This is a genomic window from Paractinoplanes tereljensis (genome assembly GCF_016862435.1).
GTDB lineage: Bacteria > Actinomycetota > Actinomycetes > Mycobacteriales > Micromonosporaceae > Actinoplanes > Actinoplanes tereljensis.
Genome location: NZ_BOMY01000051.1, coordinates 182,100 through 202,254, shown reverse-complemented (window position 1 = coordinate 202,254; position 20,155 = coordinate 182,100). Strand labels below are relative to the sequence as shown.

The 20,155-nt window shown below is 70.0% G+C and carries 21 protein-coding genes; 12 read left to right on the top strand and 9 right to left on the bottom strand.

From position 1 onward, the window contains the following. Positions 1-163 precede the first annotated feature (163 nt). From Ate02nite_RS40860 to Ate02nite_RS40845, 4 genes are all read left to right on the top strand, one after another. Positions 164-1,348, top strand: a complete 1,185-nt coding sequence (locus Ate02nite_RS40860; protein ID WP_203813293.1) for a cytochrome P450 — start codon at positions 164-166, stop codon at positions 1,346-1,348. After that, positions 1,342-1,965 (top strand): TetR/AcrR family transcriptional regulator, encoded by a 624-nt coding sequence (locus Ate02nite_RS40855; RefSeq protein WP_203813292.1) that lies wholly within the window; start codon positions 1,342-1,344, stop codon positions 1,963-1,965. The genes Ate02nite_RS40860 and Ate02nite_RS40855 overlap by 7 nt, the downstream gene beginning before the upstream one ends. A gap of 18 nt (positions 1,966-1,983) precedes the next feature. Further along, positions 1,984-2,178 carry a ferredoxin gene (locus tag Ate02nite_RS40850; protein ID WP_203813291.1) on the top strand — a complete coding sequence of 65 codons (195 nt, stop codon included), beginning with the start codon at positions 1,984-1,986 and terminating at the stop codon, positions 2,176-2,178. 245 nt (positions 2,179-2,423) lie between these two features. Continuing rightward, positions 2,424-2,627: a cold-shock protein gene (locus Ate02nite_RS40845; RefSeq protein WP_203813290.1), complete on the top strand. Its 204-nt coding sequence runs from the start codon at positions 2,424-2,426 to the stop codon at positions 2,625-2,627. 56 nt (positions 2,628-2,683) lie between these two features. Here Ate02nite_RS40845 and Ate02nite_RS40840 read toward each other — a convergent pair whose 3' ends face one another. From Ate02nite_RS40840 to Ate02nite_RS40830, 3 genes are all read right to left on the bottom strand, one after another. Then, entirely contained in the window at positions 2,684-3,022 is a 339-nt protein-coding gene (locus Ate02nite_RS40840) for an RNA polymerase sigma factor (RefSeq protein WP_239148079.1), read from the bottom strand. A gap of 45 nt (positions 3,023-3,067) precedes the next feature. Then, a complete protein-coding gene (locus tag Ate02nite_RS40835) occupies positions 3,068-6,304 on the bottom strand; it encodes an ATP-binding protein (RefSeq protein WP_203813289.1) in 3,237 nt (1,078 codons plus the stop codon). A gap of 69 nt (positions 6,305-6,373) precedes the next feature. Beyond that, complete coding sequence (locus Ate02nite_RS40830; protein WP_203813288.1) at positions 6,374-7,297, bottom strand: alpha/beta hydrolase; 924 nt, start codon at positions 7,295-7,297, stop codon at positions 6,374-6,376. Positions 7,298-7,466: 169 nt separating this feature from the next. Here Ate02nite_RS40830 and Ate02nite_RS40825 point away from each other — a divergent pair, with 169 nt between their 5' ends. Then, entirely contained in the window at positions 7,467-7,967 is a 501-nt protein-coding gene (locus Ate02nite_RS40825; RefSeq protein WP_203813287.1) for a hypothetical protein, read from the top strand. 18 nt (positions 7,968-7,985) lie between these two features. Here the strand turns inward: Ate02nite_RS40825 and Ate02nite_RS40820 are convergent, their stop codons facing one another. Together Ate02nite_RS40820 and Ate02nite_RS40815 are read right to left on the bottom strand one after the other, a co-directional pair. Continuing rightward, entirely contained in the window at positions 7,986-9,014 is a 1,029-nt protein-coding gene (locus tag Ate02nite_RS40820; protein ID WP_239148078.1) for a maleylacetate reductase, read from the bottom strand. Positions 9,015-9,043: 29 nt separating this feature from the next. Continuing rightward, on the bottom strand, positions 9,044-9,907 hold the full coding sequence (locus Ate02nite_RS40815) for an intradiol ring-cleavage dioxygenase (protein WP_239148077.1): 864 nt from the start codon (positions 9,905-9,907) through the stop codon (positions 9,044-9,046). A gap of 256 nt (positions 9,908-10,163) precedes the next feature. Here Ate02nite_RS40815 and Ate02nite_RS40810 point away from each other — a divergent pair, with 256 nt between their 5' ends. The 5 genes from Ate02nite_RS40810 (at position 10,164) to Ate02nite_RS40795 (ending at position 13,985) form a co-directional block, all read left to right on the top strand. Continuing rightward, positions 10,164-11,219 (top strand): Lcl C-terminal domain-containing protein, encoded by a 1,056-nt coding sequence (locus Ate02nite_RS40810; protein ID WP_203813285.1) that lies wholly within the window; start codon positions 10,164-10,166, stop codon positions 11,217-11,219. A gap of 44 nt (positions 11,220-11,263) precedes the next feature. Continuing rightward, a complete protein-coding gene (locus tag Ate02nite_RS40805) occupies positions 11,264-12,055 on the top strand; it encodes an SAM-dependent methyltransferase (protein ID WP_203813284.1) in 792 nt (263 codons plus the stop codon). Next, positions 12,052-12,795, top strand: coding sequence for an IclR family transcriptional regulator (locus Ate02nite_RS40800; protein ID WP_203813283.1), 744 nt, complete (start codon positions 12,052-12,054; stop codon positions 12,793-12,795). Before Ate02nite_RS40805 ends, Ate02nite_RS40800 begins: the two co-directional genes overlap by 4 nt. Before the next feature lie 97 nt (positions 12,796-12,892). Then, positions 12,893-13,027: a hypothetical protein gene (locus Ate02nite_RS49605; RefSeq protein ID WP_275422995.1), complete on the top strand. Its 135-nt coding sequence runs from the start codon at positions 12,893-12,895 to the stop codon at positions 13,025-13,027. Between the two features lie 19 nt (positions 13,028-13,046). Beyond that, positions 13,047-13,985 carry an MLKL N-termimal domain-containing protein gene (locus tag Ate02nite_RS40795; RefSeq protein WP_203813282.1) on the top strand — a complete coding sequence of 313 codons (939 nt, stop codon included), beginning with the start codon at positions 13,047-13,049 and terminating at the stop codon, positions 13,983-13,985. Here Ate02nite_RS40795 and Ate02nite_RS40790 read toward each other — a convergent pair whose 3' ends face one another. From Ate02nite_RS40790 to Ate02nite_RS40780, 3 genes are all read right to left on the bottom strand, one after another. Continuing rightward, positions 13,986-15,956 carry a hypothetical protein gene (locus Ate02nite_RS40790; RefSeq protein WP_203813281.1) on the bottom strand — a complete coding sequence of 657 codons (1,971 nt, stop codon included), beginning with the start codon at positions 15,954-15,956 and terminating at the stop codon, positions 13,986-13,988. Between the two features lie 50 nt (positions 15,957-16,006). Then, complete coding sequence (locus Ate02nite_RS40785) at positions 16,007-16,798, bottom strand: M15 family metallopeptidase (RefSeq protein WP_203813280.1); 792 nt, start codon at positions 16,796-16,798, stop codon at positions 16,007-16,009. A 95-nt stretch (positions 16,799-16,893) separates the two neighbouring features. Continuing rightward, positions 16,894-17,502, bottom strand: coding sequence for a hypothetical protein (locus Ate02nite_RS40780; RefSeq protein WP_203813279.1), 609 nt, complete (start codon positions 17,500-17,502; stop codon positions 16,894-16,896). Between the two features lie 65 nt (positions 17,503-17,567). Here Ate02nite_RS40780 and Ate02nite_RS40775 point away from each other — a divergent pair, with 65 nt between their 5' ends. Then, complete coding sequence (locus tag Ate02nite_RS40775) at positions 17,568-18,137, top strand: TetR-like C-terminal domain-containing protein (protein WP_203813278.1); 570 nt, start codon at positions 17,568-17,570, stop codon at positions 18,135-18,137. Then, on the top strand, positions 18,130-19,281 hold the full coding sequence (locus Ate02nite_RS40770) for an SGNH/GDSL hydrolase family protein (protein WP_239148076.1): 1,152 nt from the start codon (positions 18,130-18,132) through the stop codon (positions 19,279-19,281). Before Ate02nite_RS40775 ends, Ate02nite_RS40770 begins: the two co-directional genes overlap by 8 nt. Positions 19,282-19,745: 464 nt before the next feature. Here Ate02nite_RS40770 and Ate02nite_RS40765 read toward each other — a convergent pair whose 3' ends face one another. Then, the gene (locus Ate02nite_RS40765) at positions 19,746-20,153 is read right to left on the bottom strand and encodes a (R)-mandelonitrile lyase (RefSeq protein ID WP_203813277.1); all 408 of its coding nucleotides are present in this window, start codon (positions 20,151-20,153) and stop codon (positions 19,746-19,748) included. Positions 20,154-20,155: the final 2 nt, after the last annotated feature.

Genomic DNA, 20,155 nt, shown 5'->3' with positions numbered 1-20,155 from the left:
TCCTAGCAACACAAATTTGGCTTTTAGTGACTCCGGGCGGCAATTCCGAAATGGTCTGACCGAAAGAATGAACGGCGGCCTGGATGATCGGGGTTGCTGTTGATCAGTCACTTGACTTAGGTTCCATTGAGGACCGTCACTGTGTCAAGCACGGGAGGTTGAAGTGGAATATCCGTTTACCCAGCCCAGCGCCCTGGAGCCGCCCGCGGAGTGGGCCCGGCTGCGCGACGAGTGCCCGGTTTCCCGGGTGCGGATGGCCAGCGGCGACGAAACCGTGCTGCTCACCCGCTACGAGGACGTGCGCACCCTGCTCGCCGACCCCCGCTTCACCCACAACCTGAGCCGGCCCGACGCTGCCCGGATCGCCGACTCGGAGAGCGGCGGCGTGTTCAACGAGGCCTCCCTGGTGACCGACATGACCAGCGGCGAGGGTCACCTGCGCTGGCGGCGGATGATGAGCCGCTCGTTCACCGCCAAGCGGGTCAACGCGCTGCGCCCGCGCATCGAGGAGATCGCCCACGAGCTGATCTCCGCGGTCCAGCCGCCGGTCGACCTGGTCTCCGCCCTCGGCTTCCCGCTGCCCGTCTTCGTCATCTGCGAGCTGCTCGGGGTGCCCGCCGACCACCGCGACCGGTTCGCGCACTGGTCCGACGCCATGCTCAACCTCACCAAGTTCAAGCAGGACGAACTCGACACCGCGGCTCGCGAGTTCCACGAGTTCATGGCCGCCCACGTGCTCGCCAAGCGGGATAACCCCGGCGACGACCTGCTCAGCGAGCTGGCCACGATCGTCGACGCGCAGGACGGCCGGCTCACCGAGGTCGAGCTGATCATCACCGCCCAGGGCCTGCTGGTCGCCGGGCACGAGACCACCGCCAACATGATCGGCAAGATGGTCGCGATGCTGCTGGCCGACCGGTCCCGCTGGGAGGCCCTGCTCGCCGACCGCGGTCTCATCCCGTCGGCCGTCGAGGAGGCGCTGCGCTTCGACGCCAACCCCAACATCGGCATCCCGCGGTACGTCTCCGAGCAGTACGAGGTGGCCGGCGAGACCCTGCCGGCCGGCACCACGGTCATCACCAACCTGGCCTCGGCCAACCGGGACGGCTGCGTGTTCGCCGACGCCGACGAGATGGTGCTCGACCGCCGTCCCAACCCGCACATCGCGTTCGGCGCCGGCCCGCACTCCTGCCTCGGCCAGGCCCTCGCCCGGGTCGAACTGCAGACGGTCCTCGGCGTCCTGCTCGATCGGCTGCCCGGCCTGCGCCTCGACGTCGAGCCGGCCGCGCTGCGCCGCCGCGAGGGCCTGGTGGTCGGCGGCATCGAAGAGGTGCCGGTCCGGTGGTAGACGCGGCTACGCCGCGCCGGCGGGTGCGGGCGGATGCCGCGGCGACCCAAGCGCTTTTGCTGCGTACGGCGGAGAAGTTGTTCGCCGAGCGGGGGGTGCACGCCGTCTCCAACCGGCAGATCGCCGAGGCGGCCGGGCAGGGCAGCAACTCGGCGGTCGGCTACCACATCGGCACCAAGGCCGACCTGGTCGCGGCGATCATCCGTACCCACGCGGTCCCGATGGATCTTTACCGCGCGCGGATGCTGGACGGGGTCCCTGGCGCGCCCCGCGCCCGGATCGCCTGCGTGGTCCTGCCGCTCACCCGGCACCTGGCCGAGCTGGGCACGCCGAGCTGGTACGCCCGCTGTTCCGCGCAGATCCTGATCGACCCGGTCCTGCGCACGGTGGCCGTGCGGTCGGCCACCTCGACGCCCGCGATGAGCCGGGCGATGGAGGTCCTGCTCGAGGTGGTGCCCCCGGCCGCCGTCCCGCGCATCGAGATGATCGGCCATCTGATCGTGCACACCTGCGCCGACCACGAGCGCGACCTGGCCGCCGGTCACGCCGCGCCCGGTTCCTGGCCACGCACCGGCCGCCTGCTGATCGACGCGATCGCCGACCTGCTGACCGTCTGAATCCTTTGGGGGACTGCCATGGAGATCACTGTTGACGAGGACGCGTGCTGCGGCGCCGGCCAGTGCGTGATGATCGCGCCGGAGGTGTTCGACCAGCGCGACGACGACGGCGTGGTGATCCTGCTGGACCCGGCCCCGCCGCCCGAGCTACGCCCCGCCGTCGAGAACGCCGCGGCGGTATGCCCCGCCGCCGCGATCTCCGTATTCCCTTAGGCCTTTTGTCCGGTCCGGCGACACGACGGCTGGAGAAGTTTGGCCGAAGGGCTGGACACCGGCGTTTCTGTGCTACGGTTGGCCTCGTTGCAGTTTTGATTACCGTAGACGTTTTCGGCGCCTGATGGGGTTATCTGAAACCCAGCGGGCGCTTTTTCGTTTTCGTGTCGCTTTCGACGCGGGTTTTCAACGCGGCGGCAAGAGATCGCACAGTGCGATCTCGAACAGCCTGCTAGGGAGCAGACATGGCTACAGGTACCGTGAAGTGGTTCAACGCCGACAAGGGCTTCGGCTTCATCAGCCAGGACGACGGCGGCGCCGACGTCTTCGCCCACTTCTCCGCGATCGCGTCGAGCGGTTTCCGCAGCCTCGAGGAGAACCAGCGGGTGGAGTTCGACATCACCCAGGGCCAGAAGGGCCTGCAGGCGGAGAACATTCGCCCGGTCTGACCAAGACTCTTCCGAACGGCGGCTCGACTGATTTCAGCGGGCCGCCGTTCGGCGTTTCACGCCCGCCATTTCGCGAGATTCATTCGAGTGGTTTTCCAAATCCGGCGGGTCACATTTCCGGTGTCCGGCGGGTCGGCCAGACCAGGCCAGCGGGTGTCCACCATCCCCGACAGGCTGCGCATCGCCTCGTAGAGCCGCGCCTTCGCCTCGACCGGCGAGATGCCGAGCTGTTCCGCCGCCTGCTGCGCCGTCCGGCGGCCGAAATACGTCGCGACAATGATCTCCTGGTGCGGAGCCGGGAGACTGCGCAGCATCAGTTCCACGTCCGGCCGCCAGGTTTCGCGGCCTTCAATCGGGTCGGCAAGTGTTGTCGGCATGCCCGGTACTTTGGCCACTGCGAGTCACCAACTCCAGTGCGCACCCGCGGCGTAGTCATCCCATCACCTGCCGATACGTGCCCTTCCGCCGGTCTGAGCCGCCAGATCGGCCAGGAACTCCTCGGCCCGGCGGGCAAAGAGATGGGCCCCCCGTTCGCTCGATCGGACCCGGGCTTTCTCGGCGGCGGCTCGGACCACGTCGACGGGTTCGCCGCGGGCGTGCAGCAGGCGAGCGCGCAGCAGCAGGAGAAGTCCTTCGGCGTAGCGCTGGCCATGGGCCGTGACGGCCTGGTCGGCCCGGTCGAGGGCGGTCGCGGCCCGGTCGGGCATTCTCGCTGTCAGCCACATCTCGGCGACCAGTCCGTACCAGTAGGCGAGGCCCCACCGGGGCGGGTCACGCAGGGTCTCGGCCAGGAGATGTTCGGCCTCGGCCGCGTTGCCGGCCGGGTCGTCGCCGGTGTGGGCGCGGGCCCAGTGCCAGTCCAGCCGGATATAGACCTCCTGCGCGACGCCGGGAAGGTCGGCGCTGGCCGCGACCCACCGTTCGGTCGCGTGCATCGCCCAGGCCGCGTCACCGGCCATCGAGGCGGCCATGGTTTGGTAACGAGTCCAGCCCGACATCTCAAACGGGTCGCCCTCGGCCTGGTACACCGTGCCGAGCAGAGACCGCGCCGTCTCGACATCGCCGTGCAGCGCGGTGATCACGGCCAGATAGCCGACCCACTCATCCGGGATCCGCCACCGTCCGAGGTCGTGCCGGCGTCGAATCGGGGCACCCCCGACCTGGCCGGCCAGGTGGTACATGCTTTCCTGAGCCGGCCCCGGGTGCGGCTCGGCCGAGTTGGCGAGCAGCGAGGCAACGCCGTCCGTGGTGGTACGGGCCAGCCAGCTGAAACACTGATACGCCGTGTCGATGTCGCCGATGTCCCAGTGGTACAGGCCCCAGGCCTGCCGGCCGTACGCCTGGATGATCGGGTCCGCGGACGCCTGGCCCTGCTCATGCAGCCGGCGAGCCCACATCCCACGGTCTTTCTCGGTGGAGACGTAGGCCCCGGTCATCCGGAAGAAGAGGAACTCGGCAGCGGCCGTCTCGCGGCCGAGTTTGCCGGCCAGATAGGCGCCCCGTTCCAGCAGATCGAACGTCGAGCCGCCAAATCCCGGGGGCTCGACGGCGAGGAGATTGTGCAGCGACAGGACGGACAGTTCCAGCTCCGGCCGCCCGGCCGCCCGAGCGATCTGGACGGCCGATTCCAGGTTCCGGTAGGCGGCTGCGAACGCGAGCTTGGTCGCCGCGCGGCGACCGGCGCGCGCCAGTGCCTTGGTGGTGCGACCCGGGTCGGCCAGGGGGCCGGCGGCCCGCAGGTGGTAGGCGAGGCGTTCGGCGACGGACTCGTCGTCCGCATGGATGTGTTCGAGGGCGTCGGCGACGCGCAAATGCAACCGGACGGCCTGCTGCCGGGCAGTGGTCTCGGTGACCGACTCGCGGACCAGGTCGTGGGCGAAGCGCCAGGAGAACGGTTCTTCCGGTTTGGTCTCCAGGAGACCGAGTGCCTGCAGCGGTTCGAGGCGTTCGAGGCAATCCGCGATGTCGGCACCGATCGCGCGGGCGAGCAGGTCGAGGTCCACATCGCGGCCGATGACCGCGGCGATGCGCAGCAGGCCGTGAGCGCTGTCGTCGAGACCGGTCATCCGATCGCGGACGACGTCTCGCACCGTGGGCGGCACCCCGGCCAGTGCTGCCGCGCCGCCGTCGCCGAGCAGCCGGGACAGCTCCTGGACGAAGAACGGGTTACCGGCGGTGCGGGCATGGACGTCGCGGGCGACCTCGGCACCGGGATCGTGGCCGGTTTCGCGGCGGATGAGCTCGGTCACCTCGGTCAACCCGAGCGGGCCGAGCCGGATCCGGCGGTGACCGGGCAGCCGGCCGGCCTCCGCCAGCACCCGCGACAGGCTGGAGCCGGGGGTGGGTGCGCGATCGCGCAGCGCACCGATGATCACCGTGCCGGCGGGTAAGCGGCCCGCCAGGTGGCCGAACAGCTGGAGCGAGGCGGCATCGGCCCACTGCAGGTCATCGACGACCAGCAGCACGGGCCGCAGCGCCGAGGCCTGCCCGACGACCGTGACGACCTGCTCGAACAGCCGGAACTGCGCACTGCTGTCGGGAATCGCCGGCGCGATCGGATAACCGTCGTCTCGCGATTCGAGGAGGCCGCCGAGCTCACTGGCGAGCCACTTCTCCCGTAGCAGCGCGGGCAGGCTGTCAAGAATCGGGCGGAGCGTCTGTTCCCAGGGCCACATCGAAGGTGTTCCGTCGCCCTCCAGACATGAACCCCACACGACCAGCGCGCCACGCCGGCTCGCTTCGGTGGCGATCTCTTGCACCAGCCGGGTCTTGCCCACGCCCGGCTCGCCTTCGACGATGCGGAGCGCCGGGTGGCCGGCGAATGCCATCTCGACGGATCGCCGCAGCAGGGCGAGTTCCTCGGCCCGGCCGACCAGGCCTGGCGTGTCCGTGCGCACTACCTCCGGCGACATCGAGGGCTGCGACAGCACTCGTAGGTGCGCGGCTTGCAGCTCCGGGCCGGGGTCGATACCGAGCTCGTCGGCAAGGCGGGCGCGGACCTCGCGGAACAACGACAGAGCCTCCGCCGGACGTCCCGCCGCCCCGAGGGTGGCGATGAGGCCGGCCTGGACAGGTTCGTGGAACGGCGCCATCGATGCGGCCAGTTGCAACGCCGCCAGCACCCGGACCGGCCGGCGCAGCGACACGGCCAGTTCGGCCGCTTCCGTGCACGCGGCGTAGAACTCGTCGTCGAGGGCGGCGAAGATCGGCAGCGCGGTTGACCGGTGCGTGAATCCGGCGCCCGCATGGCCCCGCCAGAGGCCGAGCGCTTCGACATAGCGATCGAGCGCCACGTCCAGGCGTTGCTCGGCGAGGGCCTCCTTGCCCGTCTCGACGAGTTCCCGGAAGGTGACGAGATCCAGGGTGCCGGGGGCCGCGGTGAACAGGTAGGCGTTTCCGCGGCGAAGCAGGTAGGAACCGTGGGTGCGGGTGGGGACCGCGGGCTCGAGCAGTCGCCGCAACACACCGACGTATTTGTGGATGACGTTGAGCGCACTGCTGGGGACCTGGTCGCCCCAGATCAGGTCCACCAGCTCGCTCGTGCTGACCGGGCTGCCCACCCGGGCCAGCAGCAAGGCCAGCAGATAGGCCTGTTGCCGGGGACCGGCATCCACCTCGACACCGTCGCACCACACCCGCAACGGACCAAGGACCTGAAGGCGCAAGGGCGATGCCACGCCGGCTCCCGGATGGTGCGACAGATCTGTCGGCCAACAACCGTCAATCGCACCTTAGCAATACGTACATCATTTGGGCCGGGTCAGGGCCGCGTCTATCGACTCCGCGACCCGGGTGAGCGCGGCCAGACTGCCCGGCAGCACGCCGACCAGAGGGAAGAAGGCGTGCATCTGGCCGGCGGCCCGCTGGAGCTGGACGGGCACGCCGGCCTGACGCAACCGCTCGGCGTAGGCTTCGCCCTCCTCACTCAGCACGTCGTGCTCCGGGAGCACGAACACGGCGGGCGGCAAGCCCGACAGGTCCACGGCCAGCAGGGGAGAGGCGTCCGGGTCCGCGCGCCGAGCCGGGTCGGGCACATAGTGGTCCCAGAACCAGACCATCGCGTGCCGATCGAGCAGGAGCTGATTGGCCGGGTCGTGGTAGGAGGCTCGGTCCAGGTCGCAGTCGGTGGCCGGGTAGATGAGCACCTGCAAGTCGATGACCGGGCCACCGTCGTCCCGGGTTCGCCGGGCCACGACGGCCGAGAGATTGCCGCCCGCGCTGTCGCCGGCCACGACGATCGGCTGTCCGGGCAGCGCCACGGCGACCCAGCACAGGGCGGCGTAGGCGTCGCGGGACGCGGCCGGGAAGGGGTGTTCGGGGGCGAGGCGGTAGCCCACCAGGACGACGGTGCAGTTCGTGCGCTCGGCCAGGTGCCGGCCCACGGCGTCGACGTCGTCGATGCTGCCGACGGTCCAGCCGCCGCCGTGGTAGTACACGATCACGCCGCGCGGGGTCGTGGTCGGGGTCAGGACGCGGGCCGGGATCGAGGCGCCGTCCTCCGATTCGATGGTGACGTCCGCGATGCGGGCCATCGGCGGTCCCTGACCGGACAGGCTGTGCAGCTGCGCGTACATGGTGCGGGCCGCCGTCAGGGTCAACTCGTGCAGCGGGCTGCTGCCCGCCTCGCCCAGTTGCTTCAAGAACTGAGCCGTGGCTTCGTCCAGGGCCATGGGTGTCACCTCGCCGAAGAAGGGGGAATCTTTGGCGGGCAACGTAGATCCCGGCTGATTGACAGGCACTGGACGACCCGATCCAGTCGTCATCAAGTGCCTCGACGGAGCCTGTGCGAGCTGGGCGTGCGGATTTCCGCCGCCGGCCCCATCGACGAGGGGCAACACGATGACCATCAAGCACACCGCACTGGCGACGGTTGAACTGCCCAACCCCGAGATCGACCTGGAGAACTGGCTGTTCGGCCTCTCCGACGACGAATATCAGGCCTGTGCGCGAGGCCACCACGGTGCGGGCACGTTCACCGATGAAAAAGGCCGCGGCATGGTCAACACCGAGTCGGTGGGCGGCAATCTCATCATCCAGCACTACCGGGTCGTGCGGGCGGAGAAGTCGTTCGTCGAAATGTACTCGGCCGCGAGCCGCATCTTCCTGTTCCATCTCGTCCCGGTGACCGGCGCGGTGCGATGGACGCTCACCACCACGCCCAAGTCCGCAACGTCGGCCACGTTCGCCTGCCGCGTCGAGGTGATCCTGCCTCCCGTACTGGCGGTCTTGGCGCGCACGATCGTGCTGGGGCTGTTCATCCGGCGGCACTGCGAGGAGGAGACCCCCAACTTCGCCGCCGACATCACGCGCAAGGCCCGCGAGGTGCGGATATCCGCCTGAATCAGGCGCTCATGACGGTTACTCGGTGAGGGCGCCCTCCCAGGCGGCTCGTAGCAGGGACGCCACGATGTCGCGGGTTACCGGGCGTGGGTTGGCATAAGGCGTGGCCACGACGGCGTCGGCTATCTCGTCGATGTCGGCGAAGGACATGCCCAGCTCGCACAGGGAGCCGGGGGCGCCGAGGCTGTCGGCCAGGTCCCACAGGTAGCGGGCCGGCTCGGTGGTGTCGAAAGCCCGGCTCAGCGCGCTGACCGCGGCCGGGGCGAACGGCGCGTTGAAGGCCAGCACGTGCGGCAGCACCACGGTGTGGGTTTCCGCGTGCGGGAGGCCCAGCGTGCCGCCCAGGGCGTGGCACAGCTTGTGGTGCAGGGACATCGTGGTGGCGCCGAGCACCGCGCCGCACAACCACGCGCCATGGAACGCCGCCGTGCGCGCGGTCAGGTCGCTGCCGTCGGCGACCACCCCGGGCAACGCCGACACCAGGGAGCGGGCGCCTTCCTCGGCCATCAGCGACACGATCGGCGAGGCGTCGGGGGCGTAGAGGCCCTCCACCGCGTGGGCTATCGCGTTGAAACCGCTGGTCACCGAGAGCGCGGCGGGCATCGAGACAGTGAGTGTCGGGTCGTAGATGACGCTCACCGGGAGCACTCGCGGGTCGCGGCCGGTGCGCTTCACGCCGTCTGACGTCAGGCCCCAGACCGGGGTCATCTCCGAACCCGCATACGTCGTCGGGACCGCCACCACCGGCAGCCCCAACTCCTTGGCGACCGCCTTGCCCAGGCCGATCGACGAGCCGCCGCCGACCGCGACGCAGCCGTCGGCGCCCAGCGCGGTCGCCACCTCGACGGCCCGGGACGCGGTCGCCGCCGGCACGTGCATCGTCGCCTCGGGGAGAATGCCCACGGCCCGGTCGCCCAGCGACGACGCGATCAGTTTGGCGGTGTCTTCCTGCCGGGGACCGCACAGCACCAGCACCCGGCGGAGGCCCAGCGCCGTCACCTCGGCGGGAAGCGAGGACAGCGAGCCGGCCCCGAACACCACCCGCATCGGTAACGCCCTGTAGGCGAATCCGCCGATCATGAGTGCAGCAATCCGATGTCGAAGGTCAGTGCGCGGAACGGGTTGTCCAGGCCCGCGGTGGCCGCCCGGGCCGGATCGTCGACCAGGGGCACGTCGCGGACCAGGCTTTCCTTGACCCCGAAGACGGCATCCGAGTCGAGGTAGGGGCTGCCGGCCACGAACACGTGCGTGGTCACCGGGCGATAACCCGCCGCGGTGACGATGAAGTGCAGGTGGGCGGGGCGATAGGGGTGCCGGCCGGCGGCCGCCAGCAACTCGCCGACCGGGCCGTCGGACGGGATCGGGTAGAAGCGGGGCACCACCGAGCGGAACCAGAAGCGGCCCTCGGCATCGGTGTGGAACAGGCCACGCAGGTTGCCCGCCGGCTGGATGCCGGGCTGCTGCACGTCGTAGAAGCCGTCCTCGTTGGCCTGCCACACGTCGACCGTCGCGCCCGCGACCGGCTCCCCGGACGGGCCGGTGACCTGGCCGGACACCAGGCACGGGGTGCCCTTGTCGTCGAGCGCGATCGAGTCACCCACCTCGCGCGGCGGCGACTCGACGACGTGGAACGGGCCGAGCACGGTCGACTCGGTCGAGTCGCCGGTGGCGCGATGGTTGACCGTCTCGACCAGCATCGACACGCCCAGCACGTCGGAGAGCAGGATGAACTCCTGGCGGGACGCGTCGCTCTTCTGGCCGGTGCGGGTCAGGAAGTCGATCGCGGTGGCCCACTCGGCCTCGGTCAGCTCGACGTCTTTCACGAACGCGTGCAGGTGCCTGACCAGCGACGTCATCACGTGCCGGAGTCGCGGATCGGCGGCCTCGCCGAAGCTGGCGGCGACCACCTCGGCCGAGCGCTCCTCGCTGAACAGTTCCATGCTGCCTACCTTAGGGCGCCAGGCTGTGATCGTGCATAAATGCCACCTGGTTGCGTGATTACAAAATCCCGAAGGCCTTAAGAAAATCTTAATTGCGTACGTCGGCCAGCTCCGCGATAATCACACGTAACCGCAGGTCAGGAGACTGTGGCTAGCCCGGCCCGGCAAAAGCTATATCTGCCTGCCGTCTATTCGGCCGCCGTTTGACAGAGGGGTGAAAAGCAATTTATCCTCGCCCGGCCGAAAGGGGAAAATGATGCGGGAACGCAGTGACCGGCGGGCCCGCAAGGGCGGGCTGTTGCTCGTGGCGGCGGTCGCGGCCGCGGTGGTGCTTGTGGGCGGCGGGTTCGCGTACGCCCGAATGCCGGACGCGAAGCCGCAGCCGACCGCCCAGATCCTGGCCGCGCCCAGCTTCGTCGCGGAGCCGGCACCATCCCTCCCAGCGTCGCCCTCTCCGACGAAGCCTTCGCCGACTGCCTCGAAGGCCACCAAGAAGAAGGCCGTCGCCGCTGTTAAGGCGGCCGGCTGCGGGGCGGGGCTGGATCGGATCTGGGCGAGCTGGCCGATGGTGGCGTCACCCGACTACGCCGACCTGGGCAATGGGACCGTCCGCGACGAATCGACCTGCCTGGTGTGGCAGAAGGCGGTGGCGCCGGCGACGCACACGTTCACCGAGGCGAAGACCTACTGCGCGGGGCTCGACCTGGACGGTGGCGGCTGGCATCTGCCGAGCCGGATCGAGCTGACCTCGATCGTCGATCCGTCGCGATCGGGGCCGGCGATCGACAGGACGGCATTCCCGGGCACGCCGGCGCAGTTCTTCTGGACGTCGTCGCCGTGGGCGGTCACCAAGGAGCCGCTGCGTGCCTGGATCATCAACTTCTACGAGGGGCTGGCGTCCAACGGGGCCTATCAGTCCGGGTCGTATCAGGTTCGGTGCGTGCGGTCCGGCGAGGGCGGTGGGCGGCCGAAATACGAAATCTCCGGCGACCAGGTGACCGATCCGGCGACCGGGCTCACCTGGCAGCGCAGCGGGTCGTCGGCGACCATGACCGCGACGGCGGCCGACACGCAGTGTGCCGATCTTGGGATGCGGTTGCCCACCCTGCGGGAACTTTCCACCACCGTCGACGAGACCCGGGTGGCCCCCGCCATCGATCTAGACGCATATCTAAACACGGTGAAGAACGGCTGGTACTGGACTTCCACCGCCGCCGCACCCGACCGCACCCGGCGGTGGGCGCTCAACTACGACGACGGCTACACCAACTACCGCAAGGCCGACGCCGGATATGTACGCTGCGTTCACTGAGTCCTTGTTGGACAAAATCTAGCCGGTGGCATAGAAAGAGCGCCATGACGGACGAGGACCTGTCGAAAGAGCTCCAGGCTGACATCCCGCATGCCGCGCGCATCTGGAATTACTGGATGGGCGGCAAGGACAACTTCGCCGCCGACCGCGCGGCCGGTGACGCGGTCGTCGGGGTCTACCCGGAGATCGCGCTGATGGCCCGGTTCTCCCGGCAGTTCCTGATCCGGGTGGTGCGCTACCTGGCCGCCGAGGCCGGCATCCGCCAGTTCCTCGACGTCGGCACCGGCCTGCCCACCATGCAGAACACGCACGAGGTCGCGCAGAACATCGCCCCCGAGTCGCGCATCGTCTACGTCGACAACGACCCGATGGTGCTGGTGCACGCCCGCGCTCTGCTGCGCGGCACCACCGCCGAGGGCGTCACCAACTACGTGCCGGCCGACTACCACGACCCCGAGGGGATCCTCGAGCAGGCGGCCGAGACGATCGACTTCTCGCAGCCGGTCGCGGTCATGTTCATGGGTGTGATGGGTTACGAGCCCGAGGTGGCCGAGATCCACCGGATCGTCCGCACGATCATGGCCGCCACCGCGCCCGGCAGCTTCGTCGTGCTGTGGGACGGCACCGACACCACCCCGGCGGTGGTGGCCGGCGCCGAGAAACTGGCCGAGAGCGGCGGCGTTCCGTACATTCTGCGCAGCCCGGCCGAGCTGGCGACCTGCTTCGAGGGCTTCGAGATCATCGAGCCTGGCCTCACCGAGATCACCTCGTGGCGGCCGGAACCGGGCGAGGTCGAGCACATCGACGCGTACGGGGCGGTGGCCCGCAAGCTGTGACCGGGGAGGTTCGGTCGGTCGGGCGCGCGCTGGACATCCTCAGCGCGTTCAGTTCCGCGCACCCCCGGTTGACCCTGTCCGAGCTGGCCGAGGCGGTCGGGCTGCCCCGCCCGAGCGTCCGCCGGCTTGCCGTCACCCTGATCGACCGCGGTTTCCTGCGGCAGGACGAGGACGGTGCCTACCTGCTCGGGGTGCGGCTGCTGGAGCTGGGCAGCCAGGTCACCGAGAGTTCGGCGATCACCCACCGGGCCGGGCCGGCCGCCGACGAGCTGGCCCGGATGACCGGCGAGACGGTGCTGATCGCCGAGGTCGACTGGTCGTCGCTGTCGCTGCTCATCATCGGCAAGCGGCACCCGGTGCAACCGGCCGCGGCCACCTCGGCGGTCGGGCACCGGTACGCGATCGCCACCGGTTGCCTGGCCAAGGCCGTACTCTCCGGGTTGCCGCCGTCCGGCCTGGCCTCGGTCGTGCCGAAACTGCGGCTCACCCCGCGCACCACCTCGTCCATCGTCGACCCCGACGCCCTGGCCGCCGACGTGGCGGCCAGCCGGGCGCGCGGTTACGCCATCCAGTCCGGCGAGTTCCTGCCCGGCATGTCCGGCGCCGCGGTGCCGGTGCACGTCAGTGGCCGGGTGGTCGGCGCCTTGGCCGTGCTGGCCTCCACGATGCGTTACCCCGGCCCCGAACTGCACCGGGCCGGCCGCCTGGTCCGCAGCGTCCTGACCGCGACCACGCGATGACGTCCGGTGACGCGTTTCGCGCTGCGGAATGACGCCTCGCCCCTGATGGATCTTGGTAGTTAACCTCCCCGCGTCCACTAACGCAGGAGGAACCACCGTGGCCGACGACAAGCAGGACATCCCGTACGAGAAGGACGGCGGCGGCACCGCGGTGACCCTGATCGTCGGCGGCCTCATCCTCCTGATGGTGGTCGCTTTGGCTGCCCTGCTGTACCTCGCCTTCTCCAACTAAGACCGCTAGCCTCCCCAGGATGTTCGGCTCGCTGGCACTGGAAACCACGATCGGGCTCGCCCTGGTCTTCTTCGTCGTGGCCACGCTGGCTTCGGCCATCGTGGAGGGCACCTCGCGGCTGCTGCGCAAGCGGGCGAAGGACCTCGAAGAGACGATCGGCCAGATGCTCAGCGGCAGCACGACCTTCGACGACGCCGCCAAGCAGGCCCTGACGCTGTTCAAGGGCACCTCGATCTACCAGTCGGCGGAGATGGCGGCGAGCAAGGGCCGGCGCTGGTTCCGCAAGGACGTCGGCCCCGCCTACCTGTCGGCCCGCTCGTTCGCCGACGCCATCGACGAGTTGACCGACAAGCTGACCGAGACGCCGGTCGAGGGCGTGAACAAGCGCCTGAAGAACTTCAAGACCGACGGCGAGTCGCTGGCGCTGGACGCGAAGGCCGCCCTGGAGAACTGGTACGACGAAACGATGGGCCGGCTCAGCGGCGCCTACAAGCGGTGGGCCACCGGCGTGCTGTTCGTCGTCGGGCTGGGTCTGGCGGTGGCCGGCAACGTGTCCGCGTTCCACACCGCCCAGACCCTGTGGCAGCAGCCGGCCGTCCGGCAGGCCGCCCTGGACGCCGCCGAGCAGGCCGCCGCGAAGAGCCCCACCGGCGACGGCCTGGTAACCAAGAACGTGGAAACGGTGCAGGACCTCGCCGGTCTCGGCCTGCCGGTCGGCTGGGAGCACGGCACCCACTGGAGCGACGCCGCGTGGACCGTGTCGCACCTCGCCGGCTGGCTGGTCACGGCACTGTTGCTGATGCTCGGGGCACCGTTCTGGTTCGACGTACTCTCCAGGTTGGTCTCCCTGCGAACAACCGGCGCCAAGCCGCCGACCGCCGCCCAGGACCCGGGCGCGGCCACCTCACTGCGGGCGTCCGCGGCGGGTGCGGCCGCGATCGAAGCCCCGAAACCCTAGTTACGAAAGCACTCCTATGCCGTGCGTCTCGACCTTCCAGAGCAGGTCGCAGAGGGCCGTCAGGCCGCGTTGCCGGTGCCGGCGGTACGTGCTGAAGGGCAGATGCAGGCGGTCGGCGGCGGCCTGCTGGCTGGGCACCCCGTCGAGGTAGGTGACCTGCAGGACTCGGTGGTACCGCTGCTGGCGGGGATCGTCGCGGAGTGTCCCGAGCGCGGCTTCCAGGACTCGGCGCAGACCGGCCACCGGGTCGCCGTTGCCCGCCTCGAGGGCCAGCCGGCTGTGGGTCAGGTCGGTTTCGGCGAGTTCGTCGGTGCGCCGCCAGCAGCGCAATGCCTGCTGGACCGCCTCGTCGAAGTCGTCCCGGTTCCACGGCGAGGCCGCGCGGGGCACCGACCGGGGGCGGCGCTCCATCATCAGGTCGACGCCGACGTCCGACCAGGCGGTGATCGGCATCGCCCCGAAGCACTGCGAGAACAGGAAATAGTCGCGGCCGCCGACGGTGATCGGCGGCCCGGCATCACGGGTGTGGCTGCGCTCGATGGTCGGTGCCCAGAACAGGTCGGGGGTCAGAATCACCGACCAGGCCAGGCCGTCCTCACACATGATGGTCGCGGCCAGGCGCAGCCGCATCAGGTCCATCGCCTCGGACGGCCGGTAGTAGGCCGCGGGTTCGACGTTGAACCGGGCAATGTTCAGGTGTTCGCCCGGCCGCAGCGGCGTGACGCGCTGCGTGCGGGCCCAGGCCGTGGCGACGACCGGATCCGCGGCGAGTTCGTCGTCGTCGGGCCGGCTCAGCCGCAGCCGGGCGCCGAAAGCACACAGATTCCCGGCGCGGCGATAGACCCGGAACGCGGCTGGCTGCCGGCCGAGCCAGAAGTCCGCGATGGCCGCGCTCTCCGGGCCCTCGGCCGCCCGCGCCATCTCCAGCACCTGCGGCCGGTCGGCCGGATCGTACGGGTGCTCGGTCACCTCGAATCCGTAGAGCCTGGTGAAGTACGGCCACAGGCGGTTCTCGTGGCGCTGCACGAATATCACGTCGGCGGCGTTGGGCAGCTCGGCGCTGCCGGTAGCGGTCCGCGCGCGTACGATCAAGTGGGTTTTGATCCTGGTATGCATGGCCGCGAAGCGGTTCTCGTCGCGCCACCGAAGGTCGGCCTCCACGACGTTGCGCACCGCGTCGACCGGGTAGACGCCGCGGGCGTCGGCCGCGGTGAACGGCTGAGCTCGCAGCCAGCTGAACAGGGTCGCGGCATCCTCACCGGGGAGCGCGGCGCGCAGCAACTCCTCGTTGGTCCGCCAGGCGTGCGCGATTGCCTCCACGGCCTGCCGATGGGCCGGTGACGGGAGGTCGCCGAGCAACTGGTCGGCGATCGACGCCGCGACGTCGCGGCAGATGTCGTCGTCGGTCGCGTCGCGGTCGCCGGTGACCAACTGCGCGGCCACCCGCAGCGCCAGCGGATTGCCGCAGCAGAAGGCCAGCACTGCGGCGTGCCGGTCGGCCGGCACCCGGTGCGTGTGCAGCAGCGCGGCCGACTCGGCGGGAGTCAGCGGCCCCAGCGGCAGCGGCCGCAGGATGTCGTTCCAGCCAAGGTCGGCGCGCCACTGTGCGGAGGGCGGCTGCCGAGCGGCTACCACGATCACCGGGCCGGTCGGCAGCACCTTCTCGCGAAGCCATTCCGCCGGCCGGTCGAGGCGGTCGAGGCCGTCGATCAGAATCAGCGGCGCTGGTTCGGTGCCCGGTTCGGCGCCCGGCTCGAGAAAGACGGCTGGGATCTCATCGGCGATGCGCTGCAGAAGCGTGGATTTGCCGATGCCGCCCGGACCGTACAGGTAGAGCACCGTGTAGCTGGGTTGCCGGGCCAGGGCCGCCCGGAAAGCGGCCAGCTCCCGGGCGCGACCGAGGAAGGCCCGCATGCGGGCCTTCCTGAGTTGGTGGTCGAGCGCGCTGCCGACATCCATGCGGAACGCCATCCACTCACGACAGTGGCCGGGAAAGCGTCCAGCCTAGCGGACCGTCGCGATCAGAACGTGCCGGTGTTGAGGCGCTTCTGGAGCGTGAGGACCGTGGCCGACTTGCCCTTGGGCAGGATCCCGGTGGCTCGGATGCCGAGATATTTCTGCAGCGCCGCGACGGTCTTGGTCTTCGTGCCCCGAGCCAGGCCGAGGCCGTCGACGGTCAGCTTGCCGCCGTGCTTGTTGAGGTGTCGCTGCACAGCCTTGACCAGATCCGACGGCTCGTGGATCGCCCCGTCCGCCGGGGTGTGCATAATTTGCTGCCAGCGCCGGATCGTTGCCGGGTCGAGCAGGCTGGTCTCGGCCAGTTTGGCATGCGCCGCCGCGTCGGCCCGCGCGACGTGGATCTTCTTGGCGATCAGGGCGACGTCGGAGGCGTCCTTGATCAACTCGAAGTGCATCTCGTCCTTACGCGTTCGATAGTCGCCGCCCCAGCGCACCGCCCCGTCGCAGAAATCCAGGATCTTGCGGATCGCGGCGACCTGCTTGGCGTTGAAGGTGCCGGCTTTGCCCAGCGGGTGCGCCGGAGCGTTGAGGTCGATCGCGGTGCCCGAGGCATGGTTCGAGAGGGTGCTCTCCGAGCCGCGGACCTTGCGATAGTTGTACCCCCAGCACTGATCCGCGTGCAGAGCCTCGACGGAATGGTGGAACCGCTCGGCGACGTAGAGCAGCACTGTCGCCACATCACCCTTGCGCACCCCCTGCGGCAGCTTGATCTTCGTGCCCGGTACCGGTGACTTGTCGAGACCACCGATCGTGGTCGGCGTGCCGGCCGACCACCCGTTCTGACTGTGAGCCATGTGGAATTCCCCCCGGAAACTAAACGGGACAACGCGTGCGCCCTGATGGCGGATTCTGCGGTGATCCGTTGTTCACCCGGAAGGTCAACCAGTGCTCACTTCCCGGCCATTCGCCCGGACACCCGGACCGTGGTGGTGATGCGGGCCAGGGACGGGGAGCGTGGCGTCGAGCCGAAGCCGAACCGCACCGGTGGGTCGACGTCGCTGAGCGGTCCCAGATCCACGCCGTCGAGCGTCGCGCCGGCCGCGGTGATCCGGTGCAGGTCCTGCACGGCATACCACTCGCGGCGGCCGTTCCCCGCACTGCCGTAGGTGCGCACGCCGGTCAGCAGCCGGGCCGGCACGTCGATCAGCCGAACCCACGGAAGTTGCCGGGCCAGGACCGGCGGCACCGCGCGCAGCAGCCACCCCAGCGCTCCGCGCCCACCGGTGGTGAATCGCAGGCTGAGCGGCCCGGCCGCGACGGCCCACTCCGGCCCGGACCGTTCGACCGTCACCGGCACGATTCGCACCTGGTCGAAGGAGTAGGTGTCGGCGACGAACCGGGCCAGCTCCTCGGTCGGCGCGAGCAGCTCCCGGTGGCCGCTCGCGTGCTCGATCATGACGTCGCTGACCGGCCCGAACGGCGACCCCGGCCAATGCCCCAGCACGAGCCGCACGCCACTGGCGGTGCCTAGGCCGGCGATCCAGCCATCGAAGCGCATCCGTACCCTTCCTAAAGCCTTTAGGTTTTTGCTTAGATAGCATAGGCAATTGGGGGAGGTGGCGTGTGGCGCGTGCGGGGCTTACCGCGGAACGACTGGCCGAGGCCGCGGCCGAGCTGGCCGATGCAGCCGGGTTCGAGCAGGTCAGCCTGTCGGCGCTGGCCCGCCGGTTCGAGGTGTCGGTGCCGAGCCTCTATTCGCACGTGAAGAGCACGCACGACCTCAAGACCCGGGTCGCCCTGCTGGCTCTGGCCGAGCTGGCCGATCGAGGTCTGGTGGCGCTGGCCGGCCGGTCCGGCCGGGACGCGCTGACCGCGCTCGGCAACGTCTACCGCGACTACGCCCGCGCGCATCCCGGCCGCTACGCCGCGGCCCGGATGCCGCTCGACCCGGCGACCGCCGCGGCCAGTGCCGGACTCCGGCACACCGAGATGATCAGGGCGATTCTGCGCGGCTACGACGTGCCCGAGGCCGAGGAGACCCATGCCGTACGCGTTCTCGGCGCGACCTTCCACGGTTACGTGAGCCTGGAGCTGGCCGGCGGCTTCGACCACAGTTCGCCGAGTTCGGAGCGCTCCTGGTCGCGTGCCATGGACGCGCTGGACGCACTGCTGAGGCACTGGCCCGATGAGTAGGGGACACATGCACGACATCGAGATCACTCCGGACCTGCTGCGCGGCGCCCTCGAGGTGGAGCGGATCGGGCGCGGCCTGCGGCCGCATCGGCTGCCGGCCTGGGCCCGCGCGCAGACCCCCGACTTCCAGCCGCAGATGGTGGAGGCGCAACCTTCGGGCGTACGCCTGGTCTTCCGCACCGCCGCCACGGGGATCGAGCTGGATGCCCTGCCGACCCGCTGGGCCTACCGCGGCGTCCCGCCCCGCCCGGACGGCGTCTACGACCTGCTCGTCGACGGCGAGCTGGTCGCGCAGGCCACCATCCCCGGCGGCACCGTGCACACCATCGACATGACCACCGGCACCATCGAGCACCGGGTGGGCGAGCCGGGCACGATCGCGTTCACCGGCCTGCCGGCCACCGCCAAGGAGGTCGAGATCTGGCTCCCGCACACCGAGGCGGCCGACCTGGTGGCGCTGCGGGCCGACGCCCCGATCGAACCGTCCGCGACCCGGCGACCGGTCTGGCTGCACCACGGCAGCTCGATCAGCCAGGGCTCGAACGCCGCCAGCCCGGCCTCCACCTGGCCGGCCCTGGCCGCCCGGCAGAGCGGCCTCGAGCTGATCAACCTGGGCCTGTCCGGCAACGCGCTGCTCGACCCGTTCACCGCCCGCACCATCCGGGACACCCCAGCCGACCTGCTCAGCGTGAAGATCGGCATCAACCTGGTGAACACCGACGTGATGCGGCTGCGCGCGTTCGTCCCGGCCGTGCACGGCTTCCTGGACACGATCCGGGACGGCCACCCGGACACGCCGCTGGTGGTCGCCTCGCCGATCTACTGCCCGATCCACGAGGACACGCCCGGCCCGGGCGCCTTCGACCCGGACGCGCTGCGCGAGGGCCGGATCCGCTTCCGGGCCACCGGCGACCCGGCCGAGCGGGCCGCCGGAAAGCTGACCCTCACGGTGATCCGCGAGCACCTGGCCCGGATCGTCGCCGAGCGCGCAGCCACCGACCCCCAACTGCTTTACGTCAACGGCCTCGACCTGTACGGCGAGGCCGACCACGCCGAGCTGCCGCTGCCGGACGCCCTGCACCCGGACGCCGCCGCCCACCGCCGCATAGCCGCCCGCTTCGCGGAGCTGGCTCTGAGCCGCTAGAGCTAGACACCTTTCAGAATCAGAGCCCCAAGAAACGAAACCCTTTCCGGTACGGGCGACGCAGTAGACAACCGCATTTACCCCCGACCGCCGCCACCGCGCGGCGGCCTGCAACACCGGCGCGTGCCGCGCCTCTCGCGCAACCGAACACCCACCCCAGAGGCTGATGTTTGTCCCGGTCAGCGAGGTGCGCCGGCACCCGCTGGCGGGGTGGGGTGGGGTTGAGGTCTTGGGTCGGGACCGCCCGGGGCGGGCGCGCGGAGGGTGAGTTGCGCCTACCGGGACCGAGTGCCACGGGAGTGGGTCGGGGCGTACTGAAGAAGGGATTTGCTCTTTTTGGGCGAAAGTGGCCGGTTTTTGGACGCCGGGCCGTCGGGGGAGAGGGCGGTTGGTTTCTTTGGGAATCGGCGCGCGCCGATCGGTATGGCGGGTGTGGAACGCCCGGCCTCGAGCGCGAAAGGTGTCTAGGTCTGGTCGGCGGTCTTGTACTCGTCGTCGGTTACCGGGGCCAGCCAGGTGGTGGGGTCGCTGCCGTCGGGGGTGGCCTCGACCATGGCCAGGTGGCTCATGAAGGTGTCCGGGGTGGCGCCGTGCCAGTGTTCCTCGCCGGGTGGGCAGACCACCGTCTCGCCGGCGTGGATCCGGAAGACCTCGCCGTCGCGGGTGCCGACCAGGCCGACCCCCTCGGTGACGTGCAGGGTCTGGCCCACCGCGTGTGCGTGCCAGTTGGTGCGGGCTCCGGGGGTGAATCGCACCAGGCCGACGGTCAGCCGGGACGGGCCGGCGCCGGTGTGGATCGGGGTCAGGTAGACGTCGCCGGTGAACCATGAGGCGGGGGTCTTCACCGTGGGGCTTACGGGCTTGAGTTCCATGC

Bases quoted from the DNA above. Each gene is read 5' to 3' on its own strand.
- Ate02nite_RS40810 (WP_203813285.1), top strand. From the start codon at position 10,164: ATGCGGGAACGCAGTGACCGGCGGGCCCGCAAGGGCGGGCTGTTGCTC.
- Ate02nite_RS40805 (WP_203813284.1), top strand. From the start codon at position 11,264: ATGACGGACGAGGACCTGTCGAAAGAGCTCCAGGCTGACATCCCGCAT.
- Ate02nite_RS40850 (WP_203813291.1), top strand. From the start codon at position 1,984: ATGGAGATCACTGTTGACGAGGACGCGTGCTGCGGCGCCGGCCAGTGC.
- Ate02nite_RS40790 (WP_203813281.1), bottom strand. From the start codon at position 15,956: ATGGCGTTCCGCATGGATGTCGGCAGCGCGCTCGACCACCAACTCAGG.
- Ate02nite_RS40795 (WP_203813282.1), top strand. From the start codon at position 13,047: ATGTTCGGCTCGCTGGCACTGGAAACCACGATCGGGCTCGCCCTGGTC.
- Ate02nite_RS40830 (WP_203813288.1), bottom strand. From the start codon at position 7,297: ATGGCCCTGGACGAAGCCACGGCTCAGTTCTTGAAGCAACTGGGCGAG.
- Ate02nite_RS40780 (WP_203813279.1), bottom strand. From the start codon at position 17,502: ATGCGCTTCGATGGCTGGATCGCCGGCCTAGGCACCGCCAGTGGCGTG.
- Ate02nite_RS40785 (WP_203813280.1), bottom strand. From the start codon at position 16,798: ATGGCTCACAGTCAGAACGGGTGGTCGGCCGGCACGCCGACCACGATC.
- Ate02nite_RS40815 (WP_239148077.1), bottom strand. From the start codon at position 9,907: ATGGAACTGTTCAGCGAGGAGCGCTCGGCCGAGGTGGTCGCCGCCAGC.
- Ate02nite_RS40765 (WP_203813277.1), bottom strand. From the start codon at position 20,153: ATGGAACTCAAGCCCGTAAGCCCCACGGTGAAGACCCCCGCCTCATGG.
- Ate02nite_RS40820 (WP_239148078.1), bottom strand. From the start codon at position 9,014: ATGCGGGTGGTGTTCGGGGCCGGCTCGCTGTCCTCGCTTCCCGCCGAG.
- Ate02nite_RS40770 (WP_239148076.1), top strand. From the start codon at position 18,130: ATGAGTAGGGGACACATGCACGACATCGAGATCACTCCGGACCTGCTG.
- Ate02nite_RS40845 (WP_203813290.1), top strand. From the start codon at position 2,424: ATGGCTACAGGTACCGTGAAGTGGTTCAACGCCGACAAGGGCTTCGGC.
- Ate02nite_RS40825 (WP_203813287.1), top strand. From the start codon at position 7,467: ATGACCATCAAGCACACCGCACTGGCGACGGTTGAACTGCCCAACCCC.